Origin of the sequence: Streptomyces spiralis (assembly GCF_014654675.1) — a bacterium.
Taxonomy (GTDB): domain Bacteria; phylum Actinomycetota; class Actinomycetes; order Streptomycetales; family Streptomycetaceae; genus Streptomyces; species Streptomyces spiralis.
Genome location: NZ_BNBC01000006.1, coordinates 230,285 through 245,189, shown reverse-complemented (window position 1 = coordinate 245,189; position 14,905 = coordinate 230,285). Strand labels below are relative to the sequence as shown.

Annotated in this window: 15 protein-coding genes; 8 read left to right on the top strand and 7 right to left on the bottom strand. The window is 72.6% G+C overall.

Annotated features, from left to right (window positions below; genetic code table 11):
• The first annotated feature begins 165 nt into the window (after window positions 1-165).
• From IE318_RS09590 to IE318_RS09580, 3 genes are all read left to right on the top strand, one after another.
• Entirely contained in the window at window positions 166-1,605 is a 1,440-nt protein-coding gene (locus tag IE318_RS09590) for a DUF2252 domain-containing protein (protein WP_189898589.1), read from the top strand.
• A 145-nt stretch (window positions 1,606-1,750) separates the two neighbouring features.
• The gene (locus IE318_RS09585) at window positions 1,751-2,599 is read left to right on the top strand and encodes a hypothetical protein (RefSeq protein ID WP_030177592.1); all 849 of its coding nucleotides are present in this window, start codon (window positions 1,751-1,753) and stop codon (window positions 2,597-2,599) included.
• Between the two features lie 97 nt (window positions 2,600-2,696).
• Window positions 2,697-3,044, top strand: a complete 348-nt coding sequence (locus IE318_RS09580) for a rhodanese-like domain-containing protein (protein WP_189898587.1) — start codon at window positions 2,697-2,699, stop codon at window positions 3,042-3,044.
• 68 nt (window positions 3,045-3,112) lie between these two features.
• Here IE318_RS09580 and IE318_RS09575 read toward each other — a convergent pair whose 3' ends face one another.
• The 5 genes from IE318_RS09575 to paaA are packed head-to-tail and all read right to left on the bottom strand — an operon-like array spanning window position 3,113 to window position 6,855.
• Window positions 3,113-4,177 (bottom strand): 2Fe-2S iron-sulfur cluster-binding protein, encoded by a 1,065-nt coding sequence (locus tag IE318_RS09575; protein ID WP_189898584.1) that lies wholly within the window; start codon window positions 4,175-4,177, stop codon window positions 3,113-3,115.
• Complete coding sequence (paaD, locus tag IE318_RS09570) at window positions 4,177-4,773, bottom strand: 1,2-phenylacetyl-CoA epoxidase subunit PaaD (RefSeq protein WP_189898582.1); 597 nt, start codon at window positions 4,771-4,773, stop codon at window positions 4,177-4,179. Before paaD ends, IE318_RS09575 begins: the two co-directional genes overlap by 1 nt.
• Window positions 4,767-5,486 carry a 1,2-phenylacetyl-CoA epoxidase subunit PaaC gene (gene paaC, locus IE318_RS09565; protein ID WP_189898580.1) on the bottom strand — a complete coding sequence of 240 codons (720 nt, stop codon included), beginning with the start codon at window positions 5,484-5,486 and terminating at the stop codon, window positions 4,767-4,769. The genes paaD and paaC overlap by 7 nt, the downstream gene beginning before the upstream one ends.
• Window positions 5,483-5,770 (bottom strand): 1,2-phenylacetyl-CoA epoxidase subunit PaaB, encoded by a 288-nt coding sequence (gene paaB, locus IE318_RS09560; protein WP_189898577.1) that lies wholly within the window; start codon window positions 5,768-5,770, stop codon window positions 5,483-5,485. The genes paaC and paaB overlap by 4 nt, the downstream gene beginning before the upstream one ends.
• Window positions 5,767-6,855 (bottom strand): 1,2-phenylacetyl-CoA epoxidase subunit PaaA, encoded by a 1,089-nt coding sequence (paaA, locus tag IE318_RS09555; RefSeq protein ID WP_078917313.1) that lies wholly within the window; start codon window positions 6,853-6,855, stop codon window positions 5,767-5,769. Before paaA ends, paaB begins: the two co-directional genes overlap by 4 nt.
• A gap of 466 nt (window positions 6,856-7,321) precedes the next feature.
• Here paaA and IE318_RS09550 point away from each other — a divergent pair, with 466 nt between their 5' ends.
• Genes IE318_RS09550 through IE318_RS09540 form a run of 3 tightly spaced genes read left to right on the top strand, consistent with a single transcriptional unit; the run spans window position 7,322 to window position 10,214 of the window.
• Window positions 7,322-8,239 (top strand): DUF5819 family protein, encoded by a 918-nt coding sequence (locus IE318_RS09550; RefSeq protein WP_189898575.1) that lies wholly within the window; start codon window positions 7,322-7,324, stop codon window positions 8,237-8,239.
• Window positions 8,236-9,450, top strand: a complete 1,215-nt coding sequence (locus tag IE318_RS09545; protein ID WP_030177581.1) for an HTTM domain-containing protein — start codon at window positions 8,236-8,238, stop codon at window positions 9,448-9,450. Before IE318_RS09550 ends, IE318_RS09545 begins: the two co-directional genes overlap by 4 nt.
• Window positions 9,447-10,214 carry a TrmH family RNA methyltransferase gene (locus tag IE318_RS09540; RefSeq protein WP_189898573.1) on the top strand — a complete coding sequence of 256 codons (768 nt, stop codon included), beginning with the start codon at window positions 9,447-9,449 and terminating at the stop codon, window positions 10,212-10,214. The genes IE318_RS09545 and IE318_RS09540 overlap by 4 nt, the downstream gene beginning before the upstream one ends.
• Window positions 10,215-10,245: 31 nt before the next feature.
• On the opposite strand, the gene paaN is transcribed toward IE318_RS09540, so the two are convergent.
• Complete coding sequence (paaN, locus tag IE318_RS09535) at window positions 10,246-11,937, bottom strand: phenylacetic acid degradation protein PaaN (RefSeq protein ID WP_189898571.1); 1,692 nt, start codon at window positions 11,935-11,937, stop codon at window positions 10,246-10,248.
• Window positions 11,938-12,130: 193 nt separating this feature from the next.
• Between paaN and IE318_RS09530 the strand changes: the two genes are divergently transcribed.
• Window positions 12,131-13,645 (top strand): 3-hydroxyacyl-CoA dehydrogenase, encoded by a 1,515-nt coding sequence (locus IE318_RS09530; protein WP_189898569.1) that lies wholly within the window; start codon window positions 12,131-12,133, stop codon window positions 13,643-13,645.
• Window positions 13,642-14,232: a TetR/AcrR family transcriptional regulator gene (locus IE318_RS09525; RefSeq protein WP_189898567.1), complete on the top strand. Its 591-nt coding sequence runs from the start codon at window positions 13,642-13,644 to the stop codon at window positions 14,230-14,232. Before IE318_RS09530 ends, IE318_RS09525 begins: the two co-directional genes overlap by 4 nt.
• A gap of 12 nt (window positions 14,233-14,244) precedes the next feature.
• Here the strand turns inward: IE318_RS09525 and IE318_RS09520 are convergent, their stop codons facing one another.
• Window positions 14,245-14,727, bottom strand: a complete 483-nt coding sequence (locus IE318_RS09520; protein WP_030177575.1) for an Lrp/AsnC family transcriptional regulator — start codon at window positions 14,725-14,727, stop codon at window positions 14,245-14,247.
• Window positions 14,728-14,905 lie beyond the last annotated feature (178 nt).

Sequence of the window (14,905 nt, the reverse complement as noted above, 5' to 3'; positions counted from 1 at the left end):
GTGACGGCCGTGGAGATACCGGCCGGACCCCCTGCGCGGCGTTATGGCCGCCCCAGGAGGAGGCCGTCCCGGTGTCACCCGCGGTGGGCCCGGCTGTACGGTCTGGCTCGTCGACGTGAACCGGACGGGGTCCGGACGAGGTCCGGACGGGGAGGGGCGGTCGGGATGACCGAGCTCACGGTGGGGACGGATGCGGCTGGTGGCGCGACCGCCGGGCGTGTGGGGCGGGTGCCGGTGGTGTCCGGGTTCGCGCGGTGGCCCGTCGAGGGCTCGCCGAAGGCGGAGGGCAAGGCGCTGCGGGGGAGCGTCCCGCGCTCCGCGCACGCCGCGTTCGAGGCGGACGCCGGCCGGCCGGACGCGCTCACGGCCGTCGAGGAGTCCAACCAGGGCCGTATCCCCGAGCTGACGCCGATCCGGGTCGGCAGGATGGCGGCGACGCCGTTCGCGTTCCTGCGCGGCTCGGCGGGCCTGATGGCGTACGACCTCGCGCGCACCCCCATCACCGGCGTCGGAGCCCAGATCTGCGGTGACGCGCACGCGGCCAACTTCGGCCTGTACGCGGACGCCCGCGGCGGCCTGGTGATCGACCTGAACGACTTCGACGAGACCGTCCACGGGCCCTGGGAGTGGGACCTCAAGCGGCTCGCCGCCTCCCTGGTGCTCGCGGGCCGGGAGGCCGGCTGCGACGAGAACAGCTGCCGGGCGGCCGCCCAGGACGCGGTGGGCGCCTACCGGCGCACCATGCGGCTGCTGGCCCGGCTCCCGGTCCTGGACGCCTGGAACGCCATCGCCGACGAGGAACTCGTCTCCCACACCGACGCCCACGACCTGCTCGGCACGCTGGAGCGGGTCTCGGAGAAGGCGCGGGCCAACACCAGCGGCCGCTTCGCCGCCCGGTCGACGGAGCGGACGGACGACGGCGGGCGCCGCTTCGTGGACGCCCCGCCGGTGCTGCGGCGGGTGACCGACGCGGAGGCGATGGAGGTGGCGGCGTCGCTGGAGCACTACCTGACCACGCTCTCGGAGGACCGGCTTCCGCTGCTGGCCCGCCACGCGGTGCACGACGTCGCGTTCCGGGTGGTCGGCACGGGCAGCGTGGGAACGCGGTCGTACGTCGTGCTGCTGCTGGACCACCGCGGTGAGCCGCTGGTGCTGCAGGTGAAGGAGGCCCGGCCGTCGGCGCTGGTGCCGCACCTGGTGACCGCAGGTTTCGCGGCGCCGGAGGTGGACCACGAGGGCCGCCGGGTGGTGCTCGGGCAGAAGCGGATGCAGGTGGTCAGCGACATCCTGCTGGGCTGGACGTCCGTGGCTGGACGGCCGTTCCAGGTACGGCAGTTCCGCAACCGCAAAGGCAGCGTCGACCCGGCCGCCCTTCCCGCCGACCAGATCGACGACTACGCCCGGATGACCGGCGCGCTCCTGGCCCGCGCCCACGCCCACAGCGCCGACCCCCGGCTGATCGCCGGTTACTGCGGCAAGAACGAGGAGCTGGACGAGGCCATGGCCACCTTCGCCGTCGCCTACGCCGACCGCACCGAGGCGGACCACGCGGACCTGGTGGCGGCGGTGCGGGCGGGTCGGATCGCGGCCGAGGCGGGGGTGTGAGCCCGCCGGGGGCGTGACGAGCCCGCCGGGTGCGACGGAGGACCGGTCCGGTTCCCGGCGGTGTGGGTGGTGTGAGTGGCTTCGGCGGCGTGGGCGGTGTCGGCCGTCTGTCCGGCCCCGGTCGGCGCGGCGCTACGCTGGTCGGGTGACGACCCCGGAACCTGAGCAGGGTGACGTCGCCGGAGCGGATCCGGCGAGGTCACAGGGTGCCGCGGCGCGGCCCGAGGAGCGGTTGGAGCGGGCCGTGCGGGCCGCCGAGCAGGCGCTCATCGAGTACGAGATCGCGGTGGAGACCTTCCGGGTGGAGGTCGAGAACTTCTCCCGGCTGCACGAGCAGCGGCTCGGCCCGCTCTACGCCCGCCTGGACGAGCTGGACGCGCAGATCGCCGAGGCCCGGGCCGCGCGCACCGGTGACCCCGAGGACGTACGCCGGGCACAGGAGGCGCGGGCCCGGCTGCAGCCGATCCCCGGCGTCGAGGAGCTGCTGCACGGCTGGATGGACGGCGACGGGCTGTTCCCCGAGGCCGTCGCGATGCTCACCGACCAGCCGGTGCGGCCCCCGCAGCGGGTCCGCCCGAGCGAGGAGGCCCGCAGCCTCTATCGGGAGCTGGTCCGCAAGGCTCACCCCGACCTCGCGCAGGAGGACGGCGAGCGCAAGCGGCGCGAGGAGTTCATCACCCGGGTCAACGCCGCGTACGCCCGTGGCGACGCGGACGAGCTGCGCGGGCTGGCCGAGGAGTGGGCCGCCGGTCCCCGGCCCGCCGAGCAGCGCCCCAGCCGCAGCGAGGAGCTCTACGCCCGCCTGGAGTGGCTCGCCGAGCGCAAGGAGATCCTCACGCTCGTCGCCAAGCAGCTGGAGGACAGCGCGATCGCCGGGATGCTCCGGCTCGCCCCCGACGATCCCGACGGCCTCCTCGACGAGATCGCCGCACAGCTGCGCGACGACGTGGCGAAACGCGAGGCGGAACTGGTGGAGCTGCGGGGCGGGGCCTGACGCACTGACCGGCGTCGGCCGGCCCCGGACCTGCCCGGTGACGGGCCCGCACCCGGTGGCGATCCGCCCGCTGTCCCGCTTCGGGTAGCGTCGGAGCATGCATTTCGGAGCTGGTGTACCCACGGTCGAGGTCCAGGACCTCAAGGACAGCGACTTCCTGCTGGACGTCCGCGAGGACGACGAGTGGCAGGCGGGCCATGCCGAGGGGGCCCTGCACATCCCCATCAGCGAGTTCGTGGCCCGCTACGGCGAGCTGACGCAGGCGGCGCCGCAGGACGGGCGGATCAACGTGATCTGCCGCTCCGGCGGCCGTTCGGCCCAGGTCGCGATGTACCTGGTCCAGCAGGGCATCGACGCGGTGAACGTCGACGGCGGCATGCAGGTGTGGGCCGCAGCGGGCCGCCCCGTCGTGACCGACGAGGGCAAGCCCGGCCACGTGCTGTGAGCCACGCGCGCTGAGCTACGTGCCGTGAGCCGCGTGCCGTGAGCCACGTACTGTGACCTCGGCTGTGCTCAGCGGTCGAAGTCCAGCTCCACCTTCTCGGTCGCCGGGTGCGACTGGCACGCCAGCACGTAACCCGCCTCCGTCTCCTCCGGTTCCAGCGCGAAGTTGCGGTCCATGCGGACCTCGCCCGCCACCAGGAAGGCGCGGCACGTCCCGCACACTCCGCCCTTGCAGGCGTACGGCGCGTCGGGACGGTTGCGCAGCACCGTCTCGAGCAGCGTCTCCCCGTCCTGGACCGGCCACGTCCCGCCACGGCCGTCGAGCCGGACGGTGACCGTGCTGTGCGCCGGTGCCGCGGATGCCGGGCGGGTCGCCGTACCGGCGTCCACGTGGAAGATCTCCTGGTGGATCCGGTCCCGGGTGACCCCGAGTCCCCGCAGGGCCCGCTCGGCCCCCTGGACCAGCCCGTACGGCCCGCACAGGAACCACCCGGCCACCTCGGGCACCGGCAGCAGCGCCGGAAGCAGCCCCGTGAGCCGCTCCTCGTCGAGCCGCCCGGACGGCAATCCGGCCTGCTGCTCCTCCCGCGAGAGCACCGTCACCAGCTGCAGCCGCTCGGGGTGGCGGTCCTTCAGGTCGGCGACCTCCTCCAGGAACATCGTCGAGGCGCTGGTCCGGTCGCTGCGTATCAGGCAGAAGCGGGCCGACGGTTCGCGGGCCAGCAGGGTGGCGGCCATGGACAGCACCGGCGTGATGCCGCTGCCGCCGACGACGGCCGCGTACAGACCGGGCGCCGGACGCAGCGTGAAGCGGCCCGCCGGGGTCATCACCTCCAGCTCGTCCCCGACGTTGATCTCCTTCAGCGCGTACGCGGAGAACGCCCCGCCCTCCACCAGCCGCACCCCGACCCGCAGCGCGCGCGGCCCCTCTCCGTCGGGGTCCGGTGCCGGTGAGCAGATCGAGTACGTCCGCCTGATGTCGGCCCCGTCGGCCACCCGCCGAAGGGCGAGGTGCTGGCCCGGCGCGTGCCGGTACTCCGCCCGCAGCTCCGGCGGCACCGCGAAGGTGAGGGCCACGGAGTCGTCGGTGAGCCGGTCGACGGCCGTCACGCGCAGTGGGTGGAACCGGGCCATCACACCTCCTTGAAGTGGTCGAACGGTTCCCGGCAGGCCAGGCAGCGCCGCAGCGCCTTGCAGGCGGTGGAGGAGAACCGGCTGAGCAGCTCGGTGTCGGCCGATCCGCAGTGCGGGCAGCGGACGGCGTCGGCAGGGTCGCAAGCAGTGGGAGCGGCAGGAGCAGTGGGAGCGACGGGGGAGCCGTTGACCGCGGGGTCCGTGTGGGGGCGGGTGTGGGTGGGACCGAGCTCCACGGGGACGGGTCCCGAGGCCGTCCGTACGCGCGGCGGCGCTATGCCGAACTCCCGCAGCTTGCGCCGCCCTTCGGCCGTGATGTCGTCCGTCGACCAGGCCGGCGAGAGCACCTTTCGGACGGTGACCTCCCGCATGCCGTGCTCGCGCAGCACCCGCTCTATGTCGAGCGACATCGCCTCGACGGCCGGGCAGCCGGTGTAGGTCGGGGTCAGCTCGACCTCGACCGCGTCCGCGCCGTGCAGATGCACCGCGCGGACCACGCCCAGCTCGTGAAGGGTGAGCACGGGCAGCTCGGGGTCGGGCACGGAGCCCGCGAGCCGCAGCAGCTCCGCCTCCAGCGTGGTCGTCGCGGTCACCATGACGCCCCCGGGTGGCTGCGGTGCAGGTGCTGCATCTCGGCGAGCATCCGCCCGAACGGCTCGGTGTGCACGCCCTGCCGCCCGGCGCCCGCCGACCACGCCGTGACCCGGGGACCTTCCGGCAGCGTCAGAGTGGCCCGCTCCAGCACATCACCCACGGACTCCAGCCAGGCGGCCTCCAGGCCGGCCCAGTCGACGTCCAGCCCCGCCACCGGCTGGAACATCTCGCCGGTGAACCGCCACAGCGCCTCGCAGGCCCGCCGCATCCGCTCGTGGCCGACGTCCGTGCCGTCGCCGAGCCGCAGCGTCCACTGCTCGGCGTGGTCGCGGTGGTAGGCGACCTCGTTGACCGCCTTGGCGGCGAGCGGGGCGAACTCGCCCTCACCGCCGGCCAGCGCCGCGTACAGCAGGTGCTGGTAGGTGGAGAAGTACAGCTGGCGGGCGATGGTGTGCGCGAAGTCGCCGTTCGGCTGCTCGACGAGCTGGAGGTTGGTGAAGGCGCGCTCCTCGCGCAGATACGCCAGTTCGTCCTCGTCGCCGACCATCGACAGCAGGACCCGGGCCTGGCCCAGCAGGTCGAGGGCGATGTTGGCGAGGGCGACCTCCTCCTCCAGGACGGGCGCGTGACCCGCCCACTCCCCCAGCCGGTGGGAGAGCACCAGGGCGTCGTCGCCCAGGGCGAGGGCGGCGGTGGTGGCGACGGTGGCCGTCACAGGTGCTCCACCCCTTCCGGGATCTCGTAGAAGGTCGGGTGCCGGTAGGGCTTGTCGGCGGCCGGCTCGAAGAACGGGTCCTTCTCGTCCGGCGAGGAGGCCGTGATCGCGGCGGAGGGGACGACCCAGATCGAGACGCCCTCACCGCGTCGCGTGTACAGGTCGCGGGCGTTGCGCAGGGCCATCTCGGCGTCCGGGGCGTGCAGGCTGCCGGCGTGGGTGTGGGAGAGCCCGCGCCGGGAGCGCACGAAGACCTCCCACAGGGGCCAGTCGGTGTTCGTCATGCCTGCTTCGCTCCTGTCCTGCCGGCGGCGTCCGCGGTGTCTGTCGTGCCCGCGGTGCCGGTCGCGCCTGTGCCCGCGCTGTCTGTCGCGCCTGTTCTGCCGCTGTGCTTGGCCGCGTGGGCCGCGGCCGCCTCCCGTACCCAGGCGCCCTCGTCGTGCGCCCGTCGGCGCTGGGTCAGGCGCTGCTCGTTGCACGGGCCGTTGCCCTTGAGGACGGCCTGGAACTCGGTCCAGTCGATGGCGCCGAAGTCGTGGTGACCCCGCTCCTCGTTCCACTTCAGGTCCGGGTCGGGGAGGGTGAGGCCGAGGGACTCCGCCTGAGGGACGCAGATGTCGACGAAGCGCTGGCGCAGCTCGTCGTTCGAATGGCGCTTGATCTTCCAGGCCATCGACTGCGCGGAGTGCTGGGAGGCGTCGTCCGGCGGGCCGAACATCATCAGGGACGGCCACCACCAGCGGTTCACCGCGTCCTGCGCCATCGCGTGCTGCTCGGGCGTGCCCCGGCTCAGGGCCAGCAGCAGTTCGTACCCCTGGCGCTGGTGGAAGGACTCCTCCTTGCAGATACGGACCATGGCGCGCGCGTAGGGGCCGTAGGAGCAGCGGCACAGGGGGACCTGGTTGGTGATCGCGGCGCCGTCCACCAGCCAGCCGATCGCGCCCACGTCCGCCCAGGTCAGCGTGGGGTAGTTGAAGATCGAGGAGTACTTCTGGCGGCCGGTGTGCAGCTTGTCGAGCAGCTCCTCGCGGCTGGTGCCCAGCGTTTCGGCGGCGCTGTACAGGTACAGGCCGTGACCCGCCTCGTCCTGGACCTTGGCCATGAGGATGGCCTTGCGGCGCAGGGAGGGCGCGCGCGTGATCCAGTTGGCCTCCGGCTGCATGCCGATGATCTCGGAGTGTGCGTGCTGGGCGATCTGCCGGACCAGCGTCGCGCGGTAGGCGTCGGGCATCCAGTCCCGCGGCTCGATGCGCTCGTCGGCGGCCACCGCGGCGTCGAAGGCGCGCTGGTTCCCGTCCGTTCCCTCGGCGCCGTCCGGGGCGTCGTGCGCCGGGGTGCCGGTCGTCAGGTGCGCGGCTGCTGTCGCCATGCGGTCCCCCTTGACCTCGACTTCTCTGCCATGTCCCGACCGATCGTTCGGTCCGGTGGATTCCATGGTGCGGTTCGCCGCCACGGAGTGTCAACCGCTGTGGAAAACCGCGGGAGCGCCCTGTGGACAAAGCAAGAACCGTCTGGCGCCGCTCGGAAGCGGCCGGGCGCCGGGGCTCCCCGACCGTGAGGGTCTGCTGTGTGGGGTCTGTGTGCACGGCTCCCGTGCCATTCGGGTGAAGGCCGACAGAGTGGTACCAAACGTCGCGCGGGTCCGGCCGTCCCACGGGCCGGGGCTGTGCCCGGCGGACGGCTCTGAGTACCGTTCCGTGCGGCGCCCGGCAGTGGCGCGTGTGGGCGCGGTGACGTACAGAGCCCCGCGTCCGTTCGGGCGGCGGGCCGACGTGCGGCCCCAGGGCCGGAAGACAGAGCGGGCACAGACCGGGATCGGGAAACGGGGCGGCGGAATGGACACGCACGACGAGGACTCGAACGCCCCGCACGGACCGGGCGGGCGACACGGACCGGACAGTGGAACCGCCGATCCCGGCGAGCCCCGCGGGACCGGCGGGACCGGCGGGACCGATGAGCCCCGCAGGGCCGGCGGGACCGATGAGACGGCTGGGTCTTTGGCCACGGAGGAGACAGACCGTCCTCACGTGACGCCCGAGCTCTCCGGGCCGGAGGTGGAGCCCGGAGCCCGCGAGCCCCAGGATCCTGCCGAACCCCTTGTCGGCACCCGTCGCGGTGTCGCCGCGCTCTCTCCGCGCTACCAGGTGGGCGCCGCGCTGGCGCTCGCGGTGGTGGCGGTGGTCGCCTGCGTGCACCTCGGCATGGTGTTCCTGCATGTCGCACCCTCGAACACGGTGACGAAGCAGCACGGCAAGGCCATCGACGACTGGATATACCCGGAGTTCGAGCAGAACTGGAAACTGTTCGCACCGAACCCGTTGCAGCAGAACATCGCCGTCCAGGTACGCGCCGAGACGCACGGGGCGGACGGCAGCACCTCCACCACCGGCTGGTACGACCTGTCGGCGGAGGACGGCCGGGCGATCCAGGGCAACCCGCTGCCCAGCCACACCCAGCAGAACGAGCTGCGCCGCGCCTTCGACTACTACGCCGGCACACACGACAACAACAACCGCCCGGTGGGCATGCGCGGCACCCTGTCCGAGGAGTACCTGCGCCGCATCGTCGTGCTGCGACTGGACCGCGACCACGCGGCCGACGGCGGCACGCTCCAGCGCGTCCAGGTCCGCGTCCGCACCGCCGCGGTGCCGCCGCCCAGGTGGAGCGGTGAGAGGGTGTCGTCCGAGCCCGCCTACCGTGTGCTGCCGTGGTGGACGGTGCCGGCCGCCGAGGCCCGGGGAGGTGTGCGGTGAACAAGCTCGCCCTCACCGTCTCCCGGGGGATCGGCCGGATCACCGAGGCCGCCCTCGGCCCCCGCCAGACGGCCGTGATACGCATCGGCTTCTCCGCGACGTGGCTGCTGTTCCTGCTGCGCGAGTATCCGCACCGCCAGGAGCTGTACGGCCCCGACGGTCCGTGGAGCTTTGATCTGGGCCGGCGTCTGACGCAGGAGAACGGCGCGTTCACCGCGCTGATGTGGTTCAGGGGCCAGTTCTGGTTCGAGACCGTCTACGCGCTGGCCGTGCTGGCGAGCCTGCTGCTGTTGCTGGGCTGGCGCACCCGCACGATGTCCGTGCTGTTCATGCTCGGAGTGTTCTCGCTGCAGAACCGCAGCGTCTTCGTGGGCGACGGCGGTGACAACGTCCTGCACCTGATGTCGCTGTACCTGGTCTTCACCCGCTGTGGGCGGGTGTGGTCGCTGGACGCGCGGCGGGCGGAGCGCGGGCGTGCGGCCCGCGCGCGCGGAGAGCGGGTGCCGCCCGACCGGGTGGGTCCGGTGCTGTGGGGTGTGCTGGGAGCGGTCCTGGCCGGGGTCACGGTGGCGGGCAGGATGCAGGGCGAGTGGCTGGTGCCCGCGCTGCTCTGGGCGGCGTGGGCGGCGCAGGCGCTGTGGTGGCTGGTCGCGCGGCGCGCGAGGTCGGCCGAGCCGCGGATCCTGCTCGACGTGATCGCCAACGTCCTGCACAACACCGCCCTGCTGGTGATCATGACCGAGGCGTGTCTGATCTATGCGACGGCCGGCTGGTACAAGATCCAGGGCTCGCGCTGGCAGGACGGCACCGCCGTGTACTACCCGCTCCACCTGGACTACTTCTCGCCCTGGCCCGGTCTGGCCGATCTGCTGTCCTCCAGCGGGACGATCATGGTGGTCGTCACCTACGGAACGGTGATCGTGCAGGTCGCCTTCCCCTTCACGCTGTTCAACCGCCGGGTGAAGAACGTCCTGCTGGTGGCCATGATGACCGAGCACGCCGTGATCGCCGTGGTCCTGGGGCTGCCGTTCTTCTCGCTGGCCATGATCGCGGCGGATGCGGTGTTCCTGCCGACGTCGTTCCTGCACCGGCTCGGCGACCGGGCGGCACGCGCGCGTGGACGGCTGCTGTCACGCGGCGGCCACCGCGAGCCGGAGGAGCCGCTCTCCTCCGGGGACAGCGAGCCCGCCCACGTAGGCTTCCCGGCATGACGGACCCCGTACCCGACCCCGTGCGCGCCTGGCGCCGGCTCGCCGACGGCCCCGCGCCCACCGTGCTGCTCGACGGCTTCCACGCCCTCAAGCACGCGGTGCGCTTCGGGGCCGAGGTGCCGGTGGCCGTCACCGCCGACCGGGGAGCGGCGCTCGCCCTCGCCGAGGAGCTGGCCCCGGACGTCCGGGACACCCTGGACGCCCTGCTCACCGAGGTGTCCGGGGACACGTACGCCGCTCTGGTGCCGCGTCCGCATCCCACCGCCGTGGCCGCGCTCGCGCTACGGCCCTCCCGGGAGGCGAACCTGCGGGCGCTGGAGCACACGCCTCGCGGCGCGCCGGTCGTCGTCCTGGACCAGCCGCGCAACCTGGGCAACGCGGGTGCGGTGATCCGGCTGGCCGCCGGTTTCGGGGCGACCGGGGTGGTCACCACCGGCACCCTCGACCCCTGGCACCCGACGGTGGTGCGCGGCGGGGCGGGGCTGCACTTCGCGACGGCCGTGGAGCGGCTGGCCGTGGACGAGCTCCCGCCCGGGCCGCTGTTCGCGCTCGACCCGGAGGGCGAGGACATCCGCGGGCTGAAGCTGCCCGACGACGCCGTGCTCGCCTTCGGCTCCGAGCGCAGCGGCCTGTCCGCCGAGCTCCGGGAGCGGACCGACCATCTGGTGGCCCTGCCGATGCGCCCCCAGGTCTCCAGCTACAACCTCGCCACCAGTGTCGCGATGACGCTGTACCACTGGAGTGCGACCGGGGGCGCACTCTGACGAGCGGCCGGCGCTGTTCTCCAAGCGCGTCCTACGCCTCGCGGCGGACCTCCACGACCCGGAAGCGGTTGGCCACGAAGGCGCCGTCGCACAGGGCGGCGTTGGCCGCCGGGTTGCCGCCCGACCCGTGGAAGTCGGAGAAGGCGGCCGTCTGGTTGACGTACACCCCGCCGGTGAGGTTCAGCGACAGCTGGGCGGCCTCCTCGAGGCACACCTCGCGCACCGCCCGCTCGACCTCCTCGTCGGTCGTGTGGGCGCCCACCGTCATGGCGCCCTTGTCGCGGATCGTGCGCCGCAGCAGCTCCACCGCGTCGGCGGCCGAGTCGACGGCGACGGCGAAGGAGACGGGGCCGAAGCACTCGCTCATGTAGGCGGCCTCGTCGTCCGGCTTTGCGCCGTCCAGCTTCACGATCACCGGCGTACGGACGACCGCGCCGGGGAAGTCGGGGTTGGTGATCTCGCGGGAGGCGAGGGCGACCTCCCCGAGGGACGCCGCGGCCTCCAGGCGGGCCTTGACGTCCGGGTTGACGATCGCGCCCAGCAGGGCGTTCGCGCGGGCGTCGTCGCCGAGCAGGCCGTCGACCGCCTTCGCGAGGTCGGCCGTCACCTCGTCGAAAGACTTGGGGCCCTGGTCGGTGCGGATGCCCGCACGGGGGATCAGCAGGTTCTGCGGGGTGGTGCACATCTGGCCGCTGTACAGGGACAGCGAGAAGGCCAGGTTGGAGAGCATCCCCTTGTAGTCGTCGGTGGACTCCACGAGCACCGTGTTGACGCCGGCCTTCTCGGTGTAGACCTGTGCCTGGCGGGCGTTGGCCTCCAGCCAGTCGCCGAAGGCGGTGGAGCCCGTGTAGTCGATGATCCTGATCTCCGGGCGGGTGGCGAGCGTCTTGGCGATGCCCTCCCCCTGGCGCTCGGCGGCGAGGGCCACCAGGTTCGGGTCGAAGCCGGCCTCGGTCAGCACCTCGCGGGCGATCTTCACCGTGAGCGCGAGCGGCAGCACCGCGCGCGGGTGGGGCTTGACCAGGACCGCGTTGCCGGTGGCCAGGGAGGCGAACAGGCCCGGGTAGCCGTTCCACGTCGGGAAGGTGTTGCAGCCGATGACGAGTGCGACACCCCTCGGGACCGGCGTGAACTGCTTGGTGAGGGCGAGCGGTTCGCGCTTGCCCTGCGGCTTGGTCCACTCGGCGGTCCCGGGCGTGCGGACCTGCTCCGCGTACGCGTACGCCACCGCTTCCAGACCGCGGTCCTGGGCGTGGGGGCCGCCCGCCTGGAGCGCCATCATGAAGGCCTGGCCGGAGGTGTGCATGACCGCGTGCGCGAACTCGTGCGTCCGGTCGCTGATCCGCTTGAGGATCTCCAGGCAGACCACCGCGCGGGTCTCGGCGCCCGCGTCGCGCCAGGCGCCCTGGCCGGCCTTCATGGCCGGCAGCAGTACGTCGATGTCCGCGTGCGGGTAGGTCACGCCCAGCTCGATGCCGTACGGCGAGACCTCGCCGCCGACCCAGTCGTCGGTGCCGGGCTGGCCGAGGTCCAGGCGGGTGCCCAGGAGGGCGTCGAAGGCGGCCTTGCCGGCGGCCGCGTCCAGGCTGCCGTGCTCCCCGTAGGCCTTGGGGTGCTCGGGGTGGGGCGACCAGTACGCGCGCGTGCGGATCGCTTCCAGCGCCTGGTCGAGAGTGGGCCGGTGGCGGGCGATCAGCTCGTGCGTGGTCAGTTCGGCGGCCATGCGGGACCAACTCCTCGTCTCAAGAGCTCCTCGTCGAGCTCATGACCTGGCAGAAACATGGGCAGGGACAGCCGGTCAGAGTTAGAGTAACCGAACGATCGGTCGGGGCAAGTGGTCCGCCGCGTCTGTGGAAAAGTCGGGCCCGGGGGGTCCGCCGCATCTGTGGAAAACGCCGTGCGGGAGGATCGCGCACATGACAGCACTCGACCTCAGCAGCCCCGTGGCCGTCGTCGGCACCGGCACCATGGGCCAGGGCATAGCCCAGGTCGCGCTGGTCGCCGGCCACTCCGTACGCCTGTACGACGCCGTGCCGGGGCGGGCCCAGGAGGCGGCCGCCGCGATCGGTGCCCGGCTCGACCGGCTCGTCGAGAAGGACCGGCTCACCGGCGCCGACCGGGACGCGGCCCGCGTCCGGCTGAAGCCCGCCGAGAGCCTGACCGAGCTCGCGGACTGCTCCCTGGTCGTCGAGGCCGTCCTGGAGCGGCTGGACGTCAAGCAGGAGCTGCTGACGGAACTGGAGGGCGTCGTCACCGACGACTGCCTGCTCGCCACCAACACCTCGTCGCTGTCGGTGACCGCCATCGGCGGGGCGCTGCGCAACCCGGGCCGCTTCGTGGGCCTGCACTTCTTCAACCCGGCCCCGCTGATGCCGCTGGTGGAGGTGGTCTCCGGGTTCGCCACCGACGTCACGTCGGCCACGCGCGCGTACGAGACGGCCCGCGCCTGGGGCAAGACCCCGGTCGCCTGCGCCGACACCCCCGGCTTCATCGTCAACCGCATCGCGCGCCCCTTCTACGCCGAGGCCTTCGCCGTCCTGGAGTCCCAGGCCGCCGACCCCGCCACCATCGACGCGGTCCTGCGCGAGTCCGGCGGGTTCAAGATGGGCGCCTTCGAGCTGACCGACCTCATCGGCCAGGACGTCAACGAGTCCGTGACGCACTCCGTGTGGCGCTCCTTCTTCCAGGACGTGCGCTTCACGCCCTCGCTCGCCCAGCGCCGCCTGGTCGAGTCCGGCCGACTCGGCCGCAAGAGCGGCCACGGGTGGTACGACTACGGCGACGGCGCCGAGCGCCCCGAGCCGCACACCGCCGAGCGGGCGCAGCCACCCGCGTACGTCGTCGCGGAGGGCGACCTGGGGCCCGCGTCGGAGCTGCTGGCGCTGATCCGCGAGGCGGGCATCCCGGTCCGTGAGGAGGACGAGGAGAACGGCACCCGGCTGGTGCTGCCGGGCGGCGGCCAGCTGGTCCTCGCCGACGGGCAGACCTCGGTCGAGTTCCGCGACGTCGTCTACTTCGACCTGGCGCTCGACTACCGCAGGGCCACCCGCATCGCCCTGTCCGCCTCCCAGGACACCTCACCGCAGACCCTCGCGGAGTCCACCGGCCTGTTCCAGGCCCTCGGCAAGGACGTCAGCGTCATCGGGGACGTCCCCGGAATGATCGTCGCCCGGACGGTGGCCCGGATCGTCGACCTGGCGCACGATGCCGTCGCCAAGGGCGTGGCCACCGAGGAGGACATCGACACCGCGATGCGGCTGGGCGTCAACTACCCCCTCGGCCCCTTCGAGTGGAGCCGCCGCCTCGGCCGGACCTGGGCCTACGGGCTGCTGGACGACCTGCACCTGCGTGACCCGTCCGGACGCTACGCCCCGTCCCTCGCGCTGTACCGGCACGCCTACGCCTCCGAGAAGCGGGAGGGCATCTCATGACCACGGCCCGGCGCGACACGTACACGCCCGAGACGCTGCTGTCCGTGGCGGTGCGGGTCTTCAACGAACGCGGCTACGACGGCACCTCCATGGAGCACCTGTCCAAGGCCGCCGGCATCTCCAAGTCGTCGATCTACCACCACGTCGCCGGCAAGGAGGAGCTGCTGCGCCGAGCTGTCACCAGGGCGCTGGACGGGCTCTTCGGGATCCTCGACGAGGAGCACGCGCGTGTGGGGCCCGCCGCCGAGCGCCTGCAGTACGTCGTGCGCCGGATGGTCGAGGTGCTCATCGCCGAACTGCCGTACGTGACGCTGCTGCTGCGGGTGCGCGGCAACACCGTGACCGAGCGGTGGGCGCTGGAGCGGCGGCGCGAGTTCGACCACCGGGTGGCCGAACTGCTGAAGGCGGCGGCGGCCGACGGTGACGTGCGCGGTGACGTGGAGGTGCGGCTGGCGACCCGCCTCGTGTTCGGGATGATCAACTCGATCGTGGAGTGGTACCGGCCGGACGGCCGGGGCATGAGCGAGCGGGAAGTGGCGGACGCGGTGGCGCAGTTGGTCTTCGGCGGTCTGCGCAAGGAGGGCTGATCCGGCACGCGTTCAACGCTCCGGTTCCAGGTCCTCCTCCTCGAACACCAGCAGCGTGCGCGTGCTCAGCACTTCGGGGATGGCCTGGAGCCGGGTCAGCACCAGCTCGCGCAGTGCCCGGTTGTCCGGCGTGTGCACCAGCAGCAGGACGTCGAAGTCGCCGCCGACCAGGGCGATGTGGGAGGCGCCGGGCAATCGGCGCAGCTGCTCGCGCACGGTGCGCCAGGAGTTCTGCACGATCTTGAGCGTGATGTAGGCGGACGTGCCGTGCCCGGCGCGTTCATGGTCGACGCGGGCTCCGAAGCCGCGGATGACACCGTCCTCGATGAGGCGGTTGATGCGGGCGTAGGCGTTGGCGCGCGAGACGTGGACACGTTCGGCCACCGACCGTATCGATGCGCGGCCGTCCGACTGGAGCATCTGCAGGATGTCCTGGTCCACGGAGTCCAGCGGGCGGGGCGGCGGCGGGGCGGCGCCGTCCGGGCTTTCGGCCATTTGTTCAGGAGCCATGTCCCCCCGCCTCTCTACCATGGACGTACTGCGTCCATCCCACGCTGTGCAGAACCGTTTGTCCACAGCCTGGGGCCGCCTGTAGCCAAAATGTGCCGACGACCGAACAATCGGTAGGTGAGGCGGGTCACAGCCGATGCGCCTCCGTAGCCGCTCCCACGAG

Bases quoted from the DNA above. Each gene is read 5' to 3' on its own strand.
- IE318_RS09590 (WP_189898589.1), top strand. From the start codon at position 166: ATGACCGAGCTCACGGTGGGGACGGATGCGGCTGGTGGCGCGACCGCC.
- IE318_RS09525 (WP_189898567.1), top strand. From the start codon at position 13,642: ATGACCACGGCCCGGCGCGACACGTACACGCCCGAGACGCTGCTGTCC.
- IE318_RS09530 (WP_189898569.1), top strand. From the start codon at position 12,131: ATGACAGCACTCGACCTCAGCAGCCCCGTGGCCGTCGTCGGCACCGGC.
- IE318_RS09550 (WP_189898575.1), top strand. From the start codon at position 7,322: ATGGACACGCACGACGAGGACTCGAACGCCCCGCACGGACCGGGCGGG.
- paaD (WP_189898582.1), bottom strand. From the start codon at position 4,773: ATGGTGACCGCGACGACCACGCTGGAGGCGGAGCTGCTGCGGCTCGCG.
- IE318_RS09580 (WP_189898587.1), top strand. From the start codon at position 2,697: ATGCATTTCGGAGCTGGTGTACCCACGGTCGAGGTCCAGGACCTCAAG.
- IE318_RS09540 (WP_189898573.1), top strand. From the start codon at position 9,447: ATGACGGACCCCGTACCCGACCCCGTGCGCGCCTGGCGCCGGCTCGCC.
- IE318_RS09575 (WP_189898584.1), bottom strand. From the start codon at position 4,177: ATGGCCCGGTTCCACCCACTGCGCGTGACGGCCGTCGACCGGCTCACC.
- paaA (WP_078917313.1), bottom strand. From the start codon at position 6,855: ATGGCGACAGCAGCCGCGCACCTGACGACCGGCACCCCGGCGCACGAC.
- paaB (WP_189898577.1), bottom strand. From the start codon at position 5,770: ATGACGAACACCGACTGGCCCCTGTGGGAGGTCTTCGTGCGCTCCCGG.
- paaN (WP_189898571.1), bottom strand. From the start codon at position 11,937: ATGGCCGCCGAACTGACCACGCACGAGCTGATCGCCCGCCACCGGCCC.
- IE318_RS09520 (WP_030177575.1), bottom strand. From the start codon at position 14,727: ATGGCCGAAAGCCCGGACGGCGCCGCCCCGCCGCCGCCCCGCCCGCTG.